Below are 21838 nucleotides of genomic sequence, written 5' to 3' on the forward strand. Positions count from 1 at the left end.
AACTACATGACCATCACCACCACCGAGAAGCAAGGTGCCCCCGTCGTCGCCATCAACGACATCGGCACCGCTGAGGACTTCCTCGCAGCGATCGACGCCACCATCAAGTACTTCAACGACGGAGATCTCGTCGAGGGTACGGTCGTCAAGGTCGACCGCGACGAGGTCCTGCTCGACATCGGTTACAAGACCGAGGGTGTCATTCCTTCCCGCGAGCTTTCCATCAAGCACGACGTCGATCCCGGGGACGTCGTCTCCGTGGGCGATCAGGTCGAGGCTCTGGTTCTCACCAAGGAAGACAAAGAAGGCCGCCTGATCCTCTCCAAGAAGCGCGCTCAGTACGAGCGTGCCTGGGGCGACATCGAGAAGGTCAAGGAAGAAGACGGCGTCGTCACCGGTACCGTCATCGAGGTCGTCAAGGGTGGCCTCATCCTGGACATCGGCCTGCGCGGCTTCCTGCCCGCGTCCCTCGTCGAGATGCGTCGCGTCCGCGACCTGGCTCCGTACATCGGCCAGCAGATCGAAGCGAAGATCATCGAGCTCGATAAGAACCGCAACAACGTCGTGCTGTCGCGTCGTGCCTGGCTCGAGCAGACCCAGTCCGAGGTCCGTTCCACGTTCCTCAACAAGCTCGAGAAGGGCCAGGTCCGTCCGGGCGTCGTCTCCTCGATCGTCAACTTCGGTGCGTTCGTGGACCTCGGCGGCGTCGACGGTCTCGTCCACGTCTCCGAGCTCTCCTGGAAGCACATCGATCACCCGTCCGAGGTTGTCGAGGTCGGCCAGGAAGTCACCGTCGAGGTCCTCGAGGTCGACCTGGACCGCGAGCGTGTCTCACTCTCGCTGAAGGCCACGCAGGAAGATCCCTGGCAGACCTTCGCCCGTACGCACGCGCTGGGCCAGGTCGTTCCCGGCAAGGTCACCAAGCTCGTTCCCTTCGGTGCGTTCGTTCGCGTCGAGGACGGCATCGAAGGCCTCGTACACATCTCGGAGCTCGCAGTCCGCCACGTCGAACTGGCCGAGCAGGTCGTCTCTGTCGGCGACGAGCTCTTCGTCAAGGTCATCGACATCGACCTCGAGCGTCGCCGGATCTCCCTCAGCCTCAAGCAGGCCAACGAGGGCGTCGACGCCGACAGCACCGAGTTCGATCCGGCGCTCTACGGTATGGCCGCCGAGTACGACGAAGAGGGCAACTACAAGTACCCCGAGGGCTTCGACCCCGAGTCGAACGAATGGCTCGAGGGCTACGAGACGCAGCGTGCGGCCTGGGAGGCCCAGTACGCGGAGGCCCAGTCACGCTGGGAGGCCCACAAGAAGCAGGTCGTCCAGCACGCGTCCGACGACGCCGCTGCAGCGAACGAGCCTGTCGAGTCGAACGCGACGAGCTACTCCTCGGAGCCCGTCGCCGCCGACACCGGATCCGGCACGCTCGCCTCCGACGAGGCACTCGCAGCACTGCGTGAGAAGCTGACCGGAGCGTAAGCTGCCGCGCTACAGCTGAGACCGAGGAAGGCCCCCGTCCACCGGACGGGGGCCTTCCTTCATCCCATGCCACCCCCATCCGCGGCGGCCAGGAGGTTGCGGGACGGTGGACAGCCGCGGGAGATCCGCACGCCGGTGACCGGTCATGCCCTCCGCGTCGACCGGGTGACCGTGAAGCGGGGGGAGCGGTCGAGTTGCCGGGTCGGGCCGACGGTCCGTTCGAGGACGGGGCGGTAGCGGAGATGGCTGTTCCACACGGTCCACAGCTCGCCCCCCGGGACCAGGACACGGGCGCAGGCGTCGAAAAGGCGATGGGCGACGCCGGTATGCACCGTACTGCCGGTATGGAACGGCGGGTTGAGGACGATCACGCCCGCCGAGGCGTCGGGCAGGGCGGACAGCGCGTCGTCCCTGCTCACCCCGACCCGGTCGGCCACACCGTTGGCCGCCGCGGTTGCGGCCGTCGAGGCAGTCGCCGAGGCCGACTGGTCCGTGGCGTGCACCACGAGGTCCGGGTGGGTCAGGGCGAGGTAGGCCGAGATGGCGCCGTTCCCGCAGCCCAGATCGATGACCTTCCCGGCGTGGAGATCCTCCGGCAGGGCGTCGGCCAGACCGCGCAGGTGGGGGAGTAGGAGCTGGGTCCCCGGGTCCAGCGCGGCTCCACCGAAGGTCGCGCCGTAGGCGCGCAGTTCCAGTGGACGGTCGAGGCCGACGTCGAACCTCGCAGCCCGGGGGAAAGTGGACGTGGACGTGGGGCGGGGCTCCGCTGCCCGGAGGACACGCGACTTCTGGCGGGCCAGGCCGGCCGTGACGTCCCCGAAGTACCGGCCGAGCACGGCATTCATGGAGACGGACATGTGTTTGAGCCTGCCTCCGGCGATCACCTGTACGTCCGGTGCTCCGTGCGTGGCGATGGTCCAGGCGATCTCGTCGAGTTCGTCGAGCGATCGCGGGAGGCGCAGGAGGACGGTCGCGACGCCGTCGAGCAGCGAGCCGTCCAGGGGGCAGGGCCGGTAGGTGTCCGCCATGCCGGCGTCGGCGGCGTTCAGGGCGAGTGCCCGCTCGTGGACCACGCCGTCCTGGAACACCCGGATCGGCGTTCCGCCCGACAGTCCGACAGCACCCAGGGTGAGGGCCCCGTAGGAGTCGTTGATCGTCGCGACGCCGCCCCCGAGCGCGAGACGGTCCGCAGCGGTGTCGAGCAGCAGACGGTCCGCCGCGTCGACGGCGACCAGCTCCGCGGACTCGATGTCGGGGCGGCGGCGCAGGCGGTCGGGGCTGAACGGAGTCACCCGCACCATCCTAGGTGCGCTCAGGGTTCGGTGGCAGAACCGGAGTCGGAGTCGTTGCTGTCCGCCTCCGGTTCCGTGCCGGCCCTCGGCTTGAAGAGCCAGTCGAGAGCCGTTCCCTCATGGCCACCCCCGCCCGCCTGCAGGGGAGCGTCTCCGTCGGGCTGCTCCCCGTCCTCGGCAGGATCGGTGCTGTAGGGGGCACGGGGCGGTGGAGGGAGGCGGTCGATCAGTTCGTTGGCCGCGTGGGCGAGGAGGTCCCGCTGAAGCGGGGGCAGGGTGAAGGAGCCGTGGAGGTAGGCCTCGACCTCGTACTCGCCGGCGTCTCCGCCCAGGCCGAAGTAGTGCAGCCACAGCTCACTGGCCTCGATCTGCGCATGGCGGATCGCCCGGAGGAGGTGGATCCGCTGATATTCGTGATCTGGATGGTTCTCCACGGGCTACGCCTTAGTGCGAGCTACCGGCGGTGCCGTCGATGACGGAGAGGGCTACGGCCCGCAGGTCCGCCTTCGTGGTCGATGCTTCCGACAGCATGCGGCGCAGAGCCGAGTCGGCGTCCAGTCCGTGCCGTTCCATCAGGATGCCCCGGGCGGTGTGGATGAGATCCCGGGTGCCGAGCGCGGCCTGCAGCGCCCTGCTCGCTGCCGCGGGTGCGCTGTCCGGTTGGGCGCTGCCCAGCAGCGTGGCCACCGGGGAGGCGAGGAGGGCCAGCTGCTTGCGGTCCTGGACCGAGAAGGCGGACGGGAGGGGTGAATAGACCTTGAGGGCGCCGATGCTCCTGCCGTCGTGCACGAGGGCGGTGCTGAGGGTCGAACGCAACGGGAGGTCCGCGACCGCCTTCCGCCAGAGCGGCCATCGGTCATCGGATACGACGTCGTCGATCTGCACGGTCGTCTCCGCGGCCCACGCCGTCAGGCAGGGGCCCTGGCCCAGTTCGTACTGCAGGGCATCGGCGGCGGCCACCACGTCGTCGGTGTAGCCGGTGCTGCGCTTGCGGCCCTGGTCGTCCATCAGGGACACACCCGCACCGAGCGAACCCGGGATCGACTTCTTCACGGCCTCGGCAAGGTCCTCGACCGCTCGTCCGGCCTTGCCTTCGGTGAGCAGGAGGCCCTTGAGTCTGGCGAAGACCACAGTCAGCTCTTCCATCGGAGAAGTCACAGTTCCAGCCTCGGCACCACAGTCGTTCGGATCGGATACAAAGTATCAGGATACACACGGCGGCCCGGTCTCCATGCGCTGTTCCATTGGCCCGCGGAGGGTGTAGGGAGGACGACCGGCGGCGTCCTGCCACTGCTCCGGCGCACCCAAGAGCTGCTTGCCCGTCGGTCGCTCCCGTGCCTAGGGTGGCTTTACTAAGCATGCTTCCCAATGAGCCTAGGAGTTGACGTGACCGGATCATCAGGCCATGACGCACTACCGTTGCCCGACTACGACCACATCCCGCTCGGCACCCTGCCCACGCGCATCACGGGCCTCGACGAGGGAGGCCTGCGCGCGCTGATCGACTACGAGGAGGCGCACGGGAACCGCCTTCCCGTGAAACTCGTCCTGCAGCAGCGCCTGGAGGCGGTGCAGGGCGGTGCCGAACTGTCCGAAGGAGCGGGCACCTCGACACCCGAGGTGAGCAGCACGGCGGGCGGATCGCCGGTCAGTCCGGCGACGTCCGGCCCGCCGATCAACCCGCCCTCACAGGGCGATCCGACGAACCCCGCCCAGCCCCGCTAGTCGCAGCCCTGCGGGGCGCTCCACCGCCCTGCACAGCCGGCGGCTGTGCTGCTGCCGCCGGACCGTCCGCGTCATCCGGCGGCCGGTCCGGCGGTCAGCAGGCCCTTCTCCTCCACGAGCCCTACCGACAGGGTCTTGTAGCCCACCGAGTCGAAGAGCACCGTGATGATGCCCTCCTCGTAACCCATCACCGTCCCGTGACCCCATTCGGGATGCTCCACGTCAGTGTCGACGTCGAACGGCACGTCCACGTCGGGCATCGGCTTCTCCCCGGTGGACGCCGGATCCGCCGTGAGATCCTCCCGGGCGCAGTTGCCGCAGTTGCCGCACGGCCCGGGGAGTTCCTCCCCGAAATAGGAGAGCAGGAACTGGCGGCGGCACCCCTTCGTCTCGGCATAGCGACGGGCCATCTCGATGCGGGACTCGTCGATCCGCTCACGGTTCTCCGCATACTCGACGGCCCTCCTGACGGCGTCGTCGGCGGGCACCCTCCTGGCGCGATAGCCCTTGACGCCGTCCCGAATGCTTTCGGACCCTTCGAGCAGGTTGAGGAGCCCGCTGAGTTTCCGGGGGGACAGGTCCGACAGCTCTTTGAGTTTCTTCATCTTCACCGGCTTCTCCTGCGCGGCGAGGAGCAGGAACAATTCCCGGAGTTGCTTCCGGTTGACGGACTTCGCGGCGAAGAAACGTCGCAGGGACAGGTCCTCCGGGCGGTAGTGCAGGGTCGCCTGCGCGTCGAGTCCGTCGCGTCCGCCGCGGCCGATCTCCTGGTAGTAGCTGTCCAGGGAATCCGAGACGTCCGCATGGACGACGAAGCGCACGTCGGGTTTGTCGATGCCCATCCCGAAGGCCGTCGTCGCCACCACGATGTCGACGGACCCGTCGAGGAATCCCTCGTGCACCGCTTCGCGCTCCTTCTTCACCCGCCCGGCGTGGTAGACGTCCGCACGCCGCCCTCGCTCCTGCAGCTCGGAGGAGAGCCTGTCGGCGGCCTTCTTCGTCGCGACGTACACGAGCCCCGGACCCTCGAGCCCGAGGACCTGATCGCGGACGGCCCGCTGCTTGGCGTCTCCCTCGACGTGGTGCACGACGTCGAGGAAGAGGTTCGGGCGGTCGAACCCCTCCGCCAGGACGACCGGATCCTTCAGGTGCAGCCTGTCCACGATCTCCCTCTGCACGGGGTGGGAGGCGGTCGCGGTCAGGGCGACGACGGGAACACCGAGGTCCCGGACGAGGTGGCCGAGTTGAAGATAGTCGGGCCGGAAGTCGTGGCCCCAGGACGAGACGCAGTGCGCCTCGTCGACGACGACGAGGGAGACGTCGAGCGAGCGCAGTCGGGCGGCCACCTCGTCGCGTGCGACCTGCTCCGGTGCGAGGAAGAGGAACTTCGCCCGCGAGGACTCGTCGTCGTCCGCCGCTGCCGCCCAGGCCGCCTCGATCTCGCTCTTCTTTCTCCCCGAGTTGATCACGTGGGCGCGGGTGGCGCCGGCGCTCTCGTTGATCGCGTCCGCCTGGTCGTGCTGCAGTGCGATCAGGGGGGAGACCACGACGGCGACGCCCGGCATCGCGAGCGCCGGAACCTGGTAGATGGCCGATTTGCCGCTCCCTGTCGGCATCACGCAGAGAATGCTGTGCCCATCGAGCACCGCCTCCATGGCCCGCTTCTGGCCGGGGCGAAGGTCCCAGCCGAAGGTGGAAGCAGCGGTTTCCTTGAGATCCTGCAGGGTGACGGTCACGGTCCTCCTCGAAAAGGTAAGTCCCCTTAGCGTATTTCGGGGCACTGACACTTCCGCCCCGGAAGCGTGCGCCGCTGCTTCTTGACAGCTGGGCGGAGAGGCACGACTAGTCTTGCCTCATGCTGCGCATCGGACTGACAGGGGGCATCGCCGCGGGGAAATCCGTGGTGGCCCGCCGCTTCGCGGAGCTCGGCGCCGTGGTCGTCGACGCCGACCTCCTCGCCCGTGCTGCCGTGGAACCCGGTTCCGAAGGCCTCGCCGAGATCGTGGCCGCCTTCGGGACGGGGTTGCTGACGCCCGACGGTGCACTGGACCGGCCCGCCCTGGGCCGCCTCGTGTTCGCCGACGACGGCGCGCGCGAACGCCTCAATGCCATCGTGCATCCGCGGGTACGTGCGGGGGCGGCGAGGCTGATCGACGGAGCGCCGGCCGGTGCCGTCGTGGTCGAGGACATCCCGCTCCTCGTGGAGACGGGGCAGGCGTCCCGCTTCCACCTCGTCGTCGTCGTCGACGCCCCGGACGAGCTCCGCCTCCAGCGGATGGTCGATCAGCGGGGCATGCGGCGCGAGGACGCGGAACAGCGCATGGCAGCGCAGGTGTCGCGCGCGGACCGGCTCCGCGAGGCGGACGCCGTCCTGGCCAACGACCGCGGGCTCGCCGACCTCCTCGCGGCCACGGATACCCTGTGGCACCAGCGCATCCTGCCCTTCCGGAACACCCTGGACGTCGGCGGACATGAGCCCGGAGCGAACGTCCAGCCCGCGGAAGCGGGGCTGCCCGGCACGAGCGGCCTCGGCCGCCGGATCGCGGCGAAGCTCCGGGCCGCGCTCCCGGCCTCGTCCGCCGCCTCGATCGTGGAATCCCGCCGTGGCGCTGCCCGCCACCCGCCCGACGACGTCTCCGCCGCCGCCGTGTCCGTGCTGCCAGGGGCGGGGGAGGAGTTCGACGCCCTCTCGGGCGCCATCGCCGCCGCCGGCTTCCCGCGAGTCGGAGCGGCTGCCCCGCCGGGCGCGGGCGGTCCGTTCGCGACACACCGCTGGGCCGATCCGGCCACCGACGTCACGGTGGTCGTGACCGCTCCTCCCGCTTCCGCCTGAGCCTCCGGCCCAGCCGTCGGCGGGGTTCAGCCGCGAGCAGATCCGAGGAGAAGTGTCACAGCAAGGGGCTACCGTTAAGCCATGAGTCTTGCGCAGGATATCAAGCGTGTCGTGGCACCCTTCGAGGTCATCAGCGAGTACCAGCCGGCGGGTGACCAGCCCACCGCCATCCGGGAACTGGCCGAGCGCATCAACGCGGGCGAGAAGGACGTCGTCCTGCTCGGCGCCACCGGTACCGGCAAGAGTGCGACCACCGCCTGGCTCATCGAGCAGGTGCAGCGCCCCACGCTGGTGATGGTGCAGAACAAGACCCTCGCCGCACAGCTCGCGAACGAGTTCCGGGAGCTCCTGCCCAACAACGCGGTCGAGTACTTCGTCTCCTACTACGACTACTACCAGCCCGAGGCCTACGTCCCGCAGACGGACACCTTCATCGAGAAGGACTCCTCCATCAACGAGGAGGTGGAGCGCCTCCGTCACTCCGCCACCAACGCGCTACTGACGCGCCGCGACGTGATCGTGGTCGCGACCGTCTCCTGCATCTACGGCCTGGGAACGCCCGAGGAATACATCAACAAGATGGTCACGCTGCGCCGGGGCGACCAGATGAACCGTGACGAACTGCTGCGGCAGTTCGTCGGCATGCAGTACACGCGCAACGACATGGACTTCCACCGGGGCACGTTCCGGGTGCGCGGCGACACGGTCGAGATCATCCCGATGTACGAGGAGCACGCGCTGCGGATCGAGTTCTTCGGCGACGAGGTCGAGAACATCTACACGCTCGATCCCCTGACCGGCAACGTGATCCGCGAGGAGGAGGAGATGTACGTCTTCCCCGCCTCGCACTACGTCGCCGGCCCTGACCGCATGACGCGGGCCATCAAGGACATCGAGGACGAGCTGCAGGTCCGGCTCGCGGAACTCGAGTCCCAGAACAAGCTCGTCGAGGCGCAGCGGCTCCGCATGCGCGTCACCTACGACCTCGAGATGATGCAGCAGATGGGCTTCTGCAACGGCATCGAGAACTACTCGCGCCACATCGACGGCCGGGACCCGGCCTCTGCGCCCCACTGCCTGCTCGACTACTTCCCGGACGACTTCCTCCTGGTCGTCGACGAGTCGCACGTGACCATCCCGCAGATCGGCGCCATGTACGAGGGCGACTCCTCCCGCAAGCGGACCCTCGTCGATCACGGCTTCCGCCTGCCGTCGGCGATGGACAACCGGCCTTTGAAGTGGGACGAATTCCTGGAGCGCATCGGCCAGACGGTGTACCTGTCCGCCACCCCGGGCAAGTACGAGCTCGGCAAGGCCGATGGCTTCGTGCAGCAGATCATCCGTCCTACCGGCCTCGTGGATCCCGAGGTGGTGGTCAAGCCGACCAAGGGACAGATCGACGATCTGCTCGGCGAGATCCGCAAGCGCGTCGAGATCAACGAGCGCGTGCTCGTCACCACCCTCACGAAGCGCATGGCCGAGGACCTCACCGGGTACCTCCTGGAGCACGGAGTGAAGGTGGAGTACCTGCATTCCGACGTCGATACCCTGCGGCGCGTGGAACTGCTGCGCGAACTGCGCATGGGCACCTTCGACGTCCTCGTCGGCATCAATCTGCTCCGAGAAGGCCTCGATCTTCCGGAGGTGTCGCTCGTGAGCATCCTCGACGCCGACAAGGAGGGCTTCCTGAGGAGCACCACCTCCCTGATCCAGACCATCGGCCGTGCTGCCCGTAACGTGTCCGGCGAGGTCCACATGTACGCCGACCGCATCACGGATTCCATGGAACGCGCGATCGACGAGACGAACCGGCGCCGGGCCATCCAGGTCGCGCACAACCTCGAGCACGGCATCGATCCGACGCCGCTGCGGAAGCGGATCGCGGACATCACGGACACGATCAACCGCGAGGACGCCGATACGCGCGCCCTGCTCGAGGAAGCGGGCAAGAACCGGAAGCCGAAGAAGGGCGCGGGCCGCCACGAGGGGCTGGCCTCGGTCCCCGCCGAGGACCTCACGGACCTGATCCAGCAGCTCACCGACCAGATGCATGCCGCTGCGGCCGAGCTGCAGTTCGAACTGGCCGGGCGCCTGCGCGACGAGGTGGGTGACCTGAAGAAGGAGCTCCGTCAGATGCAGTCCGCAGGCCACGCCTGATCCTGCGGGCAGTCGCGCGGGACGGCGCTGGACGAGCGGCGGAGGCACGTCAAGGAAGCCGGCGAGTGGTCATCCTGTGGTGATTAGTCGTCGGCTTTCCCGCTCCGCGGGTACCATGGACCGAACGTAGGGGAGTATCCCAAGCGCTACGGACGTCAACACGCTGAGCATCGTCGCTCGGCCGGGCGTAGCGGTCGGTCGGCGTCGAGCCGCGGCGGAGAGACTTACGGCCATTCACCGCACCCTCCGGAAGGCACTCCATGCCCGCGTTACCCGTCTGGTTTGAGATCGGCACGTTCGTCGTGCTCGGGATCATCCTGCTGTTCGATCTGCTGCTCGTGGTCAAGCGACCGCACGAGCCCTCCATGAAGGAGGCCGGACTGTGGGTGGCCTTCTACGTGGGGCTCGCCCTCGTGTTCGCGGCGCTGATGTTCGTCTTCACGGGGCCGGAGTACGGAGGCCAGTTCGTGGCCGGCTGGATCACCGAGTACAGCCTGAGTATCGACAACCTGTTCGTCTTCATCATCATCATGGCGCGCTTCTCCGTACCCAGGAAGTACCAGCAGGAAGTGCTCATGGTGGGCATCATCATCGCCCTGATCCTGCGCGGCATCTTCATCGCCCTGGGCGCGGCCGTCATCGAGAACTTCAGCTGGATCTTCTACATCTTCGGCGCCTTCCTGCTGTACACGGCCTACAAGCAGGCCACCGACTCCGGCGAGGACGAGGAGCACGCGGGCGACAACAAGCTGATCTCGAAGCTCAAGTCAGTCCTCCCGATGTCCGAGTCCTACGACGGCAACAAGGTGCGCACCGTCGTCGACGGCAAGAAGGTCTTCACCCCGATGCTCATCGTCTTCGTGACGATCGGACTGACCGACCTGCTCTTCGCCGTCGACTCCATCCCCGCCATCTTCGGCCTCACGCAGAGCGCGTTCATCGTCTTCACGGCGAACATCTTCGCCCTCATGGGCCTGCGTCAGCTCTACTTCCTGCTCGGCGGCCTGATGACGCGCCTTATCTACCTGAAGCACGCACTGTCCGTGATCCTCGCCTTCATCGGCGTGAAGCTCATCCTGCACGCCATGCACGTCAACGAGCTGCCGTTCATCAACAACGGTGAGCACATCGAGTGGGCGCCCGAGATCCCGACGTTCGTGTCGCTGGCCGTCATCGTGGCCACGATCATCATCGCCGTGATCGCGAGCCTCATCCGCTCGAGGGTCATCGAGGGCAACGAAGCGCGCGACGGTGTCGAGGAAGAGTCCTCCCCCGCGGTCGACGAGGGACTCGACGAGGCAGCCGACGAGGCAGGGACCAAGAACCCCCGCCACTAGCACCGCCTGACGGAGGCTCCTCGAGCCTCCGGACGACGAGGGACCCCGCACGATGTGCGGGGTCCCTCGTCGTTCGGCGTCGCTCGTTGTCGACCGGCGGCGCTACCGCCGGGTCATCGAGAGCAGCCGCTCGAAGATGCCCTCGCCGTCGTCGGCGATCCCGTCGTGGTGGAACTCGTCCGTCTCCCAGACCTCGAGGTTCCGGACGGCAGCTGCCGTCGCCAGGGAGAGCTCCCGATCGACGTAGATGTCGTGCCGGTAGACCGCGGCCGCGGCCGGGATCGTGTTGGTCGCCAGGACGTCGGCGTCGTAGAGCCTGCCCCAGTCATCCTTCTCCGCGAGGATCCCGGCCACGGCCTGCAGCGGCCGCAGCGCGGGATCCTCCTCGAAGTACCAGTCGTAGATCATCTCGCCTGTGAGGAGGGTGGCGTCGGCGTCCTCGCGGAACTGCGGGTACTCCTCGAGGACGCGCTGCGCGGCCCAGGAGGAGGCGGCGCCCTGGCAGTAGATCGATTCGTGCAGGAGGGCGTAAAGCGGCTGGGACGCCCTGCTCACGATGCCGGAGACCTGCTCGAGGAAGGTCGCGGACAGGCGGGGCCCGTCCGGGGTCTGTGTGAAGGCGTCCTCGAGCAGGTAGTGGAGGCCGTGGACCCGCGTGTTGCCACCGAGGAACGAACCGACCATCTGGAAGCGCCGCGCCGTGAGCCGCTCGCCGCTCGGCAGGTGTTCCTCGACGGCGTCGAGGTGGCGGGCGATCCGCGTCACGAGGTCCCGGTCCCCGGGGTACCAGGAGAAGTACTCGGCATTGCGTTCCTCGACCCGCCGGAACGTCGCCCGGTAGACCTCGTCGGGCGCTCCGGACAGGGGTGCGAGGCCTCCCGTGATGAGCGCGCGCTGCATTCCCTCGGGAGCGATCGACAGATAGGTGAGTGTGCAGAAGCCCCCGTAGCTCTGCCCGAACACCGTCCAGGGCGGGCTGCCCAGGCGGTGGCGGATCAGCTCGGCGTCCGCCACGATCGAGTCGGCACGGAAATGCGTGAGGTAGTCCGCCCGGGCCTGGGGCGTCGGCAGCGACGCGAGTGTCATGGCGTCGGCCGGGGTGGACAACCCCGTGCCCCGCTGGTCCAGCATGAGGATCCGGAACTCCCTGGCCGCGGACTTCAGCCACCCGGACAGTTGCGTGGCGCGGACCCCCCGCCCGCCGGGTCCGCCCTGGAGGAACAGCAGCCAGGGGAGACGGGAGACCTCGTCGTCGCCGTGGTCCAGGGACGAGTACTCGCGCGCGAACACCTCGATGGACGGCGACGCCGGGTCCGCGTGGTCGAGCGGCACACGGAATGTGTGGCCCGTCGCGCGCAGCCCGCGCATGACGGCCGTCCTTCCGACAGTGTGCCCGGCGGCAGGGTCGGCCGCATGACCGGCTGCAGGGTCGGCCCGGTGGTCGTCGTCGTGCAGCAGGGCGCGCCCGCTCATGACGCGGCGACCGCGGCGAGGGCGTCGCCCGTCAGCCGGAAGGTGCTCCATCCCGATTGCACCCGGGCGCCGAGGCTCTCGTAGAAGCGGATGGACGGCTCGTTCCAGTCCAGCACCGTCCACTCGACGCGAGCGTAGCCCCGCTCCGCGGCGAGCTTCGCGAGATGAGTGAGGAGGGCCTTGCCGTGACCGGCACCCCGGGCCTCGGGCCGCACGTAGAGGTCCTCGAGGTAGATCCCGTTGACCCCCTCCCACGTGGAGTAGTTGAGGAACCAGAGGGCGAAGCCCTGGACCTCCCCCCGGGCCTCGGCGACGTGGGCGTAGATCGTGGGGGCGTCCCCGAACAGCGCGGCGTCGAGGGATTCCGCCGTGTTCTTCACCGCGTCCGGCTCACGTTCGTAGAGGGCGAGGTCGTGGATGAGCTGGAGGATGACCGGGACGTCCGCCGGCCGTGCCTCCCGAATGGTAGTCATGCTCCAAGCGTAGCCATCCGTCCGCCTCCCTCCGCCCGCGGCCATCGTGTCCGCTGTGCGATGCGGACCGGGGCGGCGAGAACGGGGTCAGGCAGCGACGGGCGCCCCGACACCGAGGATCCGGACCACGGGGCTGCCGGCCTCGTCGGACGCCGCGAGGTCGATCTCGGCATTGATGCCCCAGTCCCTGTTCCCCTCCGGGTCCTTGAGGATCTGCCGCACCTTCCAGGCGCCCGGGACCTTCGTGATGAGGAGCAGATCGGGGCCGCGTGCCTCGGGGCCGTCGTCGATGTCCTCGTAGTCCCCGAAGTATCCGTCCATGGCGTCCGCCCACCGGTCCGCGGTCCAGCCCGAGTCGGCGTCGAGCGCAGCGAGGGCCTCGTCCTGCTCGTCGGCGAAGAGCTTGACGCGCTGGAACATCTCGTTGCGGACCATGACGCGGAAGGCCCGCTCGTTGGACGTCACCGAGGGTGGTTCCTCCGGCAGGTCGACGGCGGCAGCCGCAGCGGCACCCGCGTCGATCCCGGCGGCGAGCTGGGTCCATTCGTCGAGGAGGCTGCTGTCCACCTGGCGCACCAGTTCACCGAGCCACTCCAGGATGTCGCTGAGGTCCTCCCGGAGGGCCTCGACCGGCACGGTGTGACGCAGGGCCTTGTAGCAGTCGGCGAGATAGCGCAGGAGGATGCCCTCCGACCGCGTGAGCGCGTAGAAGGCGACGTACTCGCCGAAGCTCATGGCCCTCTCGTACATGTCGCGGACCACGGACTTCGGCGCGAGTTCGAAGTCGCCGAGCCAGGGCGCCGAGGCCCGGTACACGTCGAAGGCCTGCTGCAGCAGTTCCTCGAGCGGCTTCGGGTAGGTGACCTCCTCGAGCCGCGCCATGCGGGCGTCGTAGTCGATCCCCTCGGCCTTCATGGCCGCCACCGCCTCGCCGCGTGCCTTCTTCTCCTGCGCGTTGAGGACCTGGCGCGGCTTCTCGAGCGTCGCCTCGATGACGGACACGACGTCGAGCGCGTAGCCCGGAGCCTCGGGGTCGAGGAGTTCCAGGCTCGCGAGGGCGAACGGGGAAAGGGGCTGGTTCAGTGCGAAGTTCGCCTGGAGGTGCACCTTCAGGCGCACCTGGCGCCCGTCAGGCTCGGGTTCGGGCAGCCTCTCGACGATGCCGGCCGTGACGAGCTCGCGGTAGATGCCGATCGCGCGGCGCATCAGCCGCAGCTGCGAAGCGCGCGTCTCGTGGTTCTCGGTCAGCAGCCGTTTGGTCGCCGTGAAGGGATCACCGGGTCGCTCGAGCAGGTTCAGCAGCATCGAATGGCTCACCGAGAAGGACGACGTCAGGGGATCCGGGATGCTCTCGACGAGCCGCTCGTAGGTGGGTTTCCCCCACGAGACGAAGCCCTGCTGCGGCTTCTTCCGGACCACCTGGCGCAGCTTCTTCTGGTCGTCGCCGAACTTCGAGACGGCCTTCGCCATGGCCTTGGCGTTCTCGACCACGTGCTCGGGTGCCTGGACGACCACGGTCCCCGCCGTGTCGTAGCCCGCGCGCCCGGCACGGCCCGAGATCTGGTGGAACTCGCGGGCGTTGAGCAGGCGCGTGCGCACGCCGTCGTACTTGCTGAGCGCCGTCAGGAGGACCGTGCGGATCGGCACGTTGATGCCGACCCCGAGGGTGTCCGTCCCACAGATCACCTTCAGCAGGCCGGCCTGGGCGAGTTGCTCGACCAGGCGCCGATACTTCGGCAGCATCCCGGCATGGTGCACGCCGATGCCGTGGCGCACGAGCCGGTTGAGTGTCTTCCCGAAGCCGGCGGAGAACCGGAACGTCGCGATCAGCTCGGCGATGCGGTCCTTCTCCTCCCGCGTGCAGACGTTGACGCTCATCAGGTTCTGCGCCCGCTCGATCGCTTCGGCCTGACTGAAGTGCACCACGTACACCGGAGCCTGGCGGGTCGAGAGCAGTTCCTCGAGGGACTCCTGCACCGGCGTCTCGACATAGTAGAAGTGGAGCGGGATGGGTCGTTCGACGGAGGTCACGGTCGCCGTCGCCCGCCCCGTGCGCTCGGTGAGGTCCTTCTCGAAGCGCGTGACGTCTCCGAGCGTCGCGGACATGAGGAGGAACTGCGCCTGCGGCAGTTCGAGCAGCGGCACCTGCCACGCCCAGCCGCGCTGGGGATCGGAGTAGAAGTGGAACTCGTCCATCACCACCGTGTCGACGTCGGCCGCCGCGCCCTCGCGCAGGGCGAGGTTCGCGAGGATCTCGGCCGTGCAGCAGATGATCGGGGCATCCTGGTTCACGCCGGAGTCGCCCGTGATCATCCCGACGTTCTCCGGGCCGAAGATGTCACAGAGCGCGAAGAACTTCTCGGAGACGAGCGCCTTGATCGGCGCCGTGTAGTAACTCGTACGCCCGTCGGCGAACGACTTCAGGTGTGCTGCGATCGCGACGAGGGACTTCCCCGAGCCGGTGGGCGTCGCGAGGATGACGTTGTTCCCCGAGACGAGCTCCATCGCCGCCTCGTCCTGCGCCGGGTAGAGCGTCAGGCCCCGCGCCGTCGCCCAGCCCGTGAAGGCCTCGTAGACCGCGTCCGCGGGAAGGTCGCCGTCGTCGTGCCGGGGCAGGTGCTCTTGGATCCTCATGATCCGTTCAGCCTACCGGTGGGGGAGTCGCCCGCGGAGTTAGGGTGGATCATGCGCTGGGACCCGGGACTCTACGGTCGGCATGCGGGCCACCGCGGCCGGCCGTTCCTCGACCTCCTGGCGCGGGTGGGTCATGAGGCCCCACGCTCCGTCGTCGACCTCGGATGCGGGCCCGGGGAGCTGACCGAGGTCCTCGCACGCCGCTGGCCCACCGCGCAGGTGGTCGGGATCGACTCCAGCGCGGAGATGGTCGGTGCCGCACGGCAGAGGACGGCGCTCCCGAACCTGCGGTTCCAGCTCGGCGACCTGCGGAACTACGCACCCGGTGCCGACGACGTCCTGGTGACGAACGCCGCCCTCCAGTGGGTGCCGGGCCATCAGGGGCTTCTCGCCCGGTGGGCCGCAGCGCTGCCGGTCGGCGGCTGGCTCGCGCTGCAGGTACCCGGTAACTTCTCGGCGCCGTCCCATGCCCTGCTGCGCAGCCATGCCGGCAGCGGGCAGTGGGCGTCACGGCTGCGCGGTGTGCTCCGCCACGACGACGCCGTCGGCGAGCCGATCGACTACCTCGGCGTCCTCCTGGCCGCCGGACTCGAGGCGGACGTGTGGGAGACGACGTACGAGCAGGTGCTCCCGGGGGAGGACGCCGTCCTCGACTGGGTGCGCGGCACGGCCCTGCGGCCCGTGCTGGACGCACTGTCCGACGATGAGGCCGCCGGGTTCGAGGCCGGGTACGGCGCGCTCCTGCGGGAGGCCTACCCCCGGGGCGAGCACGGCACGGTGTTCGGCTTCCGGCGGATCTTCGCCGTCGGGCACAGGACCGGCTGACGGGCCGCCCGCCTCGTCCTCCGCCTCGTCCTGCCGCCGGCTACCAGCCGCGCTGCTTCCACTCCGCCAGCGAGCCCCGCTCGGCCCCGAGGGTCGTCCCGCCGCCATGGCCGGGGTGCACGATGGTGTCGTCCGGCAGGCGGTCGAAGATGCGGGTCACGACGTCGTCGTACAGCGACGCGAACCGCTGCGGATCGCCCTGCGTGTTCCCGACCCCGCCGGGGAACAGCGAATCACCGGTGAAGAGGTGCGCAGGCCCGGTGGGGTCCCGGTACAGCAGCGCGACGGACCCGGGCGTGTGCCCGCGCAGGGAGATCGCCTCGAGATCGAACCCCTCGAAGGACCCGACGTCGCCCTGCCTGAGGGGCACCTCGGTCGGTACCGCGATGTCCGGGACGTCCGCTTCGCCGGCAGCCGTGCGGGCCTTCGTGGCCTCCTTGACCTCTGCCAGCGCCCGTACGTGGTCCCAGTGCGAGTGGGTGGTGATGATCAGGGCCACCCGGGCCTCGGCGTCCGTGTCCTCCTGCGCGTCCGCGAGGAGCCCGAGGATCGCCGGGACGTCGTCGGCGGCATCGATGAGCACCTGTGCGCCGCTGGACTTCGACGTCAGCAGGTACACGTTGTTGTCCATCTCCGACACGGAGATGCGGCGGATGGTCATTGCGTCGAGGTCGTGCAGGGGGCCGGTCATGAGCACAGTGTAGGCATCCGCACGTACCGGGCGCGCGGACACGGCGGGTAGGGTTCGAGTACACCGCGAGACGTTCCCCGCGGCACCGTACCGTGGAAGGAACAGGGCGTGGAGCAGGGCATCCCCGGGTGGCTGGCGCTGGACCCACAGAGCGCGGTGCCGCCGTTCGAGCAGATCAAGCAGGCGATCCTGGCCGCGGCCAACTCGGGCGAGGCCGCCGTCGGCACGAGACTGCCACCGGTCCGAGCGCTCGCAGCGCACCTCGGCGTCGCCGCCAACACCGTCGCCCGTGCCTACCGCGAGCTGGAGCACGCCGGCGTCGTGGAGACGAAGGGGCGGGCGGGGACCACCGTCACGGCCGGGGGCGACGCCGCTCGACAGAAGGTGGGTGCCGCCGCCGATGTATTCGCCGCGGTGGTGCGCTCCGCCGGGCTGTCCGAGTCCGATGCGGTCGCCATCGCGAGGGCGGCATTGCGCCGAGCGTGAACGGCACGCCGCAGGCCGCGGCAACCGTGCGGAAAACAGGGAATTCGAATATGTCTTCGAAGCCCTTTTCCCCTACAGTGGATGAGTGTCTATAGCAAATTCCCTCGAGCAGCACGCCCACAATCCGGAGCCCGCTCCCCAGGACCTGTCCCGGCTGATCGTCAAGGGCGCCCGCGAGCACAACCTGCGGAACGTCGACCTGGACCTCCCGCGCGACGCCATGATCGTCTTCACCGGCCTCTCCGGCTCGGGCAAGTCCTCCCTCGCCTTCGACACCATCTTCGCGGAGGGCCAGCGACGCTACGTCGAATCCCTCTCCGCCTACGCACGCCAGTTCCTCGGCCAGGTGGACAAGCCGGACGTCGACTTCATCGAGGGGCTCTCGCCGGCCGTCTCGATCGACCAGAAGTCCACGAGCAAGAATCCGCGTTCCACCGTCGGCACCATCACCGAGATCTACGACTACATGCGGCTCCTCTGGGCGCGTGTCGGCCGCCCCCACTGCCCGGTCTGCGGCGAGCCGGTGGCGAAGCAGACCCCCCAGCAGATCGTGGACCAGCTGCTCGAGCTCGACGAGGGCACACGCTTCCAGATCCTCGCTCCCGTCGTGCGGGCGCGCAAGGGCGAGTTCGTCGACCTGTTCCAGGAGCTCACCGCGAAGGGCTACTCGCGCGCCCGGGTGGACGGCAAGCTCATCCAGCTGAGCGACCCGCCGAAGCTGGGCAAGCAGTACAAGCACACCATCGAGGTCATCATCGACCGCCTCGTCGTCAAGGGCGGCATCCAGCAGCGCCTCACCGACTCCGTCGAGACGGCCCTCAAGCTCGCCGACGGTCGCGTGCTCGCTGAGTTCGTGGACCTCCCGGAGGACGACGAGAAGCGCCTCCACGCCTTCTCCGAGCACCTCGCCTGCCCGAACGAGCACCCGCTCGCCATCGACGAGATCGAGCCGCGCTCGTTCTCGTTCAACAACCCCTTCGGCGCCTGCCCGGCCTGCACGGGGATCGGGACGAAGCTCGAGGTCGACGAGGAGCTCGTGGTCCCCAATCCGGACCTGAGCCTCGCGGAGGGCGCCATCGCGCCGTGGTCGCTCGGTACCGCGACGCTCGAGTACTGGACACGCCTGCTCGAAGGGCTCGCGTCCGAGCTGACGTTCGACATCACCACGCCGTGGCGCAAGCTCCCGGACCGTGCCCGCGAGGCCGCCCTGTACGGCAAGGACCACAAGGTCGTGGTGCAGTACAAGAACCGCTTCGGGCGGGAGCGCAAGTACAGCACGGGCTTCGAGGGCGCCATCCAATACATCCAGCGCAAGCACGCGGAGACCGAGTCCGACAACGCGCGGGACCGCTACGAGGAGTACATGCGGGAGATCCCGTGCCCCACCTGCGGCGGGGCACGCCTGAACCCGGCGTCGCTGTCCGTGCTGATCAACGGGCGCTCCATCGCCGAGGTCTCGGCCATGCCGATGCGCGACTGCGCCGAGTTCCTCGACAACCTCGTGCTGACCGGCCGCGAGGCCCAGATCGCCAACCAGGTGCTCAAGGAGATCCAGGCGCGCCTGACGTTCCTCCTCGACGTCGGTCTCGAATACCTCAACCTCGAGCGCGCCTCGGGCACCCTCTCCGGCGGCGAGGCCCAGCGCATCCGCCTCGCCACCCAGATCGGGTCCGGTCTCGTCGGCGTCCTCTACGTGCTCGACGAGCCGTCGATCGGCCTGCACCAGCGTGACAACCGCCGCCTCATCGAGACGCTCACCCGGCTGCGCAACCTCGGCAACACGCTCATCGTCGTCGAGCACGACGAGGACACCATCGCTGAGGCCGACTGGATCGTCGACATCGGACCGGGTGCCGGCGAGCACGGCGGCGAAGTGGTCCACTCGGGCCTGCTCGAGGACCTGCTCACCAACGAGAAGTCCCTGACCGGCGACTACCTCTCGGGACGGCGCAGGATCGAGATCCCGAAGAAGCGCCGGAAGATCGACCGTTCCCGCCAGCTGAAGGTCGTCGGCGCTCGCGAGCACAATCTCACGAACGTCGACGCGACGATCCCGCTCGGCGTGCTCACCGCCGTCACCGGTGTGAGCGGATCCGGCAAGTCCACGCTCGTCAACGACATCCTCTACAAGGTGCTGGCGAACAAGCTGAACGGTGCCAAGCAGGTGGCCGGGCGGCACAAGCGGATCGACGGGCTGGAGCACCTGGACAAGGTCATCCACGTCGACCAGAGCCCCATCGGCCGCACTCCGCGCTCGAACCCGGCGACGTACACCGGCGTGTTCGACAACATCCGGAAGCTCTTCGCGGAGACCACGGAGGCGAAGGTCCGCGGATACCTGCCGGGCAGGTTCTCGTTCAACGTCAAGGGCGGCCGCTGCGAGGCGTGCTCCGGTGACGGCACACTGAAGATCGAGATGAACTTCCTGCCGGACGTCTACGTCCCGTGCGAGGTCTGCCACGGGGCCCGGTACAACCGCGAGACGCTCGAGGTGCACTACAAGGGCAAGACCATCGCGGACGTGCTCGACATGCCCATCGAGGAGGGGGCCGAGTTCTTCGCGGCCTTCAGCCCCATCGCGCGGCACCTCAACACCCTCGTGGAGGTCGGACTGGGCTACGTCCGCCTCGGCCAGCCGGCCACCACGCTGTCCGGCGGCGAGGCGCAGCGCGTCAAGCTCGCGAGCGAACTGCAGAAGCGGTCCAACGGCCGCAGCATCTACGTCCTGGACGAGCCGACGACGGGCCTGCACTTCGAGGACATCCGCAAGCTCCTGCTGGTCCTCCAGGGCCTGGTGGACAAGGGCAACACGGTCATCACCATCGAGCACAACCTCGACGTCATCAAGAGCGCCGACTGGGTGATCGACCTCGGCCCGGACGGCGGCTCTGGCGGCGGTCAGATCATCGCCACGGGCACGCCGGAGCAGGTGGCGACCAATGAGCGGAGCTACACGGGGACGTTCCTGAAGGAGATCTTCGACAGGGTCGGATAGGGCCCTGCCGCACGCCTGATATACCCGGGAGGGCATGCATGATGCATGCCCTCCCGGTGCTATGGCAAGCTTGCCCGGTGGCAAATATGCATTCGCTGATACTCTTCGACCTCGACGGCACCCTCGTCGACCCGGCAGGGGCCATCACCGGAGGCATCAGCTCGGCCCTGGTGAGCCACGGGTTCCCCGAGCCCGACGACGACGCCCTCCAGGCCATGGTCGGGCCGCCGCTCGTCCACTCCCTCACCGCCCTCGCAGGGGTCCCGGCGTCCCGGGTCCAGGAGGTCATGGCGACCTACCGCGCGGGCTACGTCGCGACCGGCATGGCACGCAGCCGCCCCTACCCGGGGATCGCACGGTGCGTCGAGGCGCTGACCGACGCGGGAGCGGTGGTCGCCGTGGCGACCCAGAAGCCCGAGTGGCTCGCCGAGGAACTGCTCGATGTGCAGGGCCTGCGGCATCTCTTCGCCTCCGTCCACGGATCCCCGCGCGACGAGGCCGCGACCGTCGGCGGCAAGGCCCCGATCATCCGGGCGGCGCTCGAACGACACGCGTCCGACGCCCTCCGGCCGGTGATGGTCGGCGACCGCTGGCACGACGTCGAGGGCGCGGCCGCCAACGGGATCGCCTGCATCGGCGTCGGGTGGGGCTTCGCCGCACCCGGCGAACTGGAGGACGCGGGAGCTGCCGCGGTCGTGCACACCGCCGACGACCTGCTGGAGGTGCTCCGTGGGGGTCTATGACCTGACGCGCAGCACGACCCGCGGCCTGATCAGCACGCTGTGCCGGCCCACCGTCGAGGGACTCGGCAACGTGCCGAAGGACGGCCCTTTCATCGTCGCACCCAACCACCTGTCCTTCCTCGACAGCGTGCTGGTCCAGGCGCTGATGCCACGACCGGTCGCGTTCTTCGCCAAGGCGGAGTACTTCACCGGCTCGGGCGTGAAGGGCGTCCTGATGAAGTCGTTCTTCGAGGGCGTCGGCTCCATCCCCGTGGAGCGCGGGCAGCAGGCCGCCAGCGTGCAGGCGCTCCGGACGCTCCTCGACCTGCTGGAGCAGGGCGACGGTGTCGGCATCTATCCCGAGGGCACGCGCTCACGCGACGGCCGGCTCTACCGGGGGAGGACGGGCGTCGGCTGGCTCGCGCTCACCACCGGTGCGCCCGTGGTGCCGGTCGGGCTCCTCGGCACCGACGCCCTGCAGCCGGCGGGGAAGAAGGGCGTCCGCCCGCAGCACTTCACCCTGCGGATCGGTGAGCCCCTGGTGTTCGCGAAGACCGGGGCCGGACACCCCCTGCCCGCACGCCGCAGCGCGACGGACACGATCATGGACAGCATCGCCGCCCTCACCGGCCAGGAGCGCGTCCCGCACTACAACCAGAGCCCTGCGACCGACTAGGCCCGCCCGTCAGCGGTCAGCGGAAAGGACGCTCCGGGGT

The 21838-nt window shown here is 68.7% G+C and carries 18 protein-coding genes; 10 read left to right on the plus strand and 8 right to left on the minus strand.

What is annotated here, in order from left to right:
• Positions 1 to 6: 6 nt before the first annotated feature.
• Complete coding sequence (rpsA, locus tag AC0Z9V_RS01420; protein ID WP_133081856.1) at positions 7 to 1479, plus strand: 30S ribosomal protein S1; 1473 nt, start codon at positions 7 to 9, stop codon at positions 1477 to 1479.
• A 143-nt stretch (positions 1480 to 1622) separates the two neighbouring features.
• Here the strand turns inward: rpsA and AC0Z9V_RS01425 are convergent, their stop codons facing one another.
• From AC0Z9V_RS01425 to AC0Z9V_RS01435, 3 genes are read right to left on the minus strand one after another with little or no spacing between them, the layout of a single operon-like run.
• Complete coding sequence (locus AC0Z9V_RS01425; RefSeq protein ID WP_485140496.1) at positions 1623 to 2771, minus strand: class I SAM-dependent methyltransferase; 1149 nt, start codon at positions 2769 to 2771, stop codon at positions 1623 to 1625.
• A 20-nt stretch (positions 2772 to 2791) separates the two neighbouring features.
• The gene (locus tag AC0Z9V_RS01430) at positions 2792 to 3205 is read right to left on the minus strand and encodes a hypothetical protein (protein WP_347876227.1); all 414 of its coding nucleotides are present in this window, start codon (positions 3203 to 3205) and stop codon (positions 2792 to 2794) included.
• Between the two features lie 10 nt (positions 3206 to 3215).
• A complete protein-coding gene (locus tag AC0Z9V_RS01435; protein WP_133081858.1) occupies positions 3216 to 3917 on the minus strand; it encodes a GAF domain-containing protein in 702 nt (233 codons plus the stop codon).
• Between the two features lie 240 nt (positions 3918 to 4157).
• Here AC0Z9V_RS01435 and AC0Z9V_RS01440 point away from each other — a divergent pair, with 240 nt between their 5' ends.
• Positions 4158 to 4496, plus strand: coding sequence for a DUF8129 domain-containing protein (locus AC0Z9V_RS01440; protein ID WP_485140497.1), 339 nt, complete (start codon positions 4158 to 4160; stop codon positions 4494 to 4496).
• Between the two features lie 71 nt (positions 4497 to 4567).
• Here the strand turns inward: AC0Z9V_RS01440 and AC0Z9V_RS01445 are convergent, their stop codons facing one another.
• Complete coding sequence (locus AC0Z9V_RS01445; RefSeq protein WP_485140498.1) at positions 4568 to 6232, minus strand: RecQ family ATP-dependent DNA helicase; 1665 nt, start codon at positions 6230 to 6232, stop codon at positions 4568 to 4570.
• Positions 6233 to 6351: 119 nt separating this feature from the next.
• Here AC0Z9V_RS01445 and coaE point away from each other — a divergent pair, with 119 nt between their 5' ends.
• The 3 genes from coaE to AC0Z9V_RS01460 all read left to right on the plus strand — a co-directional run bounded on the left by coaE (position 6352) and on the right by AC0Z9V_RS01460 (position 10823).
• Entirely contained in the window at positions 6352 to 7329 is a 978-nt protein-coding gene (gene coaE / locus AC0Z9V_RS01450) for a dephospho-CoA kinase (RefSeq protein ID WP_485140499.1), read from the plus strand.
• A gap of 81 nt (positions 7330 to 7410) precedes the next feature.
• The gene (uvrB, locus tag AC0Z9V_RS01455; protein ID WP_133081861.1) at positions 7411 to 9486 is read left to right on the plus strand and encodes an excinuclease ABC subunit UvrB; all 2076 of its coding nucleotides are present in this window, start codon (positions 7411 to 7413) and stop codon (positions 9484 to 9486) included.
• A 260-nt stretch (positions 9487 to 9746) separates the two neighbouring features.
• Positions 9747 to 10823, plus strand: coding sequence for a TerC family protein (locus tag AC0Z9V_RS01460; RefSeq protein ID WP_133081862.1), 1077 nt, complete (start codon positions 9747 to 9749; stop codon positions 10821 to 10823).
• Between the two features lie 102 nt (positions 10824 to 10925).
• Here the strand turns inward: AC0Z9V_RS01460 and AC0Z9V_RS01465 are convergent, their stop codons facing one another.
• From AC0Z9V_RS01465 to AC0Z9V_RS01475, 3 genes are all read right to left on the minus strand, one after another.
• Complete coding sequence (locus AC0Z9V_RS01465) at positions 10926 to 12191, minus strand: alpha/beta fold hydrolase (protein WP_208741069.1); 1266 nt, start codon at positions 12189 to 12191, stop codon at positions 10926 to 10928.
• A 101-nt stretch (positions 12192 to 12292) separates the two neighbouring features.
• Positions 12293 to 12769: a GNAT family N-acetyltransferase gene (locus AC0Z9V_RS01470; protein WP_485140500.1), complete on the minus strand. Its 477-nt coding sequence runs from the start codon at positions 12767 to 12769 to the stop codon at positions 12293 to 12295.
• An 87-nt stretch (positions 12770 to 12856) separates the two neighbouring features.
• Positions 12857 to 15403, minus strand: coding sequence for a DEAD/DEAH box helicase (locus AC0Z9V_RS01475; protein ID WP_485140501.1), 2547 nt, complete (start codon positions 15401 to 15403; stop codon positions 12857 to 12859).
• Between the two features lie 51 nt (positions 15404 to 15454).
• Between AC0Z9V_RS01475 and AC0Z9V_RS01480 the strand changes: the two genes are divergently transcribed.
• Positions 15455 to 16228, plus strand: a complete 774-nt coding sequence (locus AC0Z9V_RS01480; protein ID WP_485140502.1) for a trans-aconitate 2-methyltransferase — start codon at positions 15455 to 15457, stop codon at positions 16226 to 16228.
• 40 nt (positions 16229 to 16268) lie between these two features.
• Here the strand turns inward: AC0Z9V_RS01480 and AC0Z9V_RS01485 are convergent, their stop codons facing one another.
• Complete coding sequence (locus tag AC0Z9V_RS01485; RefSeq protein ID WP_133081866.1) at positions 16269 to 16919, minus strand: MBL fold metallo-hydrolase; 651 nt, start codon at positions 16917 to 16919, stop codon at positions 16269 to 16271.
• Between the two features lie 108 nt (positions 16920 to 17027).
• Between AC0Z9V_RS01485 and AC0Z9V_RS01490 the strand changes: the two genes are divergently transcribed.
• The 4 genes from AC0Z9V_RS01490 to AC0Z9V_RS01505 all read left to right on the plus strand — a co-directional run bounded on the left by AC0Z9V_RS01490 (position 17028) and on the right by AC0Z9V_RS01505 (position 21798).
• A complete protein-coding gene (locus AC0Z9V_RS01490) occupies positions 17028 to 17405 on the plus strand; it encodes a GntR family transcriptional regulator (RefSeq protein WP_485140503.1) in 378 nt (125 codons plus the stop codon).
• A gap of 85 nt (positions 17406 to 17490) precedes the next feature.
• Positions 17491 to 20400, plus strand: coding sequence for an excinuclease ABC subunit UvrA (gene uvrA, locus AC0Z9V_RS01495; RefSeq protein ID WP_133081867.1), 2910 nt, complete (start codon positions 17491 to 17493; stop codon positions 20398 to 20400).
• An 86-nt stretch (positions 20401 to 20486) separates the two neighbouring features.
• Complete coding sequence (locus AC0Z9V_RS01500; RefSeq protein WP_485140504.1) at positions 20487 to 21143, plus strand: HAD hydrolase-like protein; 657 nt, start codon at positions 20487 to 20489, stop codon at positions 21141 to 21143.
• Entirely contained in the window at positions 21130 to 21798 is a 669-nt protein-coding gene (locus AC0Z9V_RS01505) for a lysophospholipid acyltransferase family protein (RefSeq protein ID WP_485140505.1), read from the plus strand. Before AC0Z9V_RS01500 ends, AC0Z9V_RS01505 begins: the two co-directional genes overlap by 14 nt.
• Positions 21799 to 21838: the final 40 nt, after the last annotated feature.

Source organism: Arthrobacter sp. UYP4 (assembly GCF_057291175.1).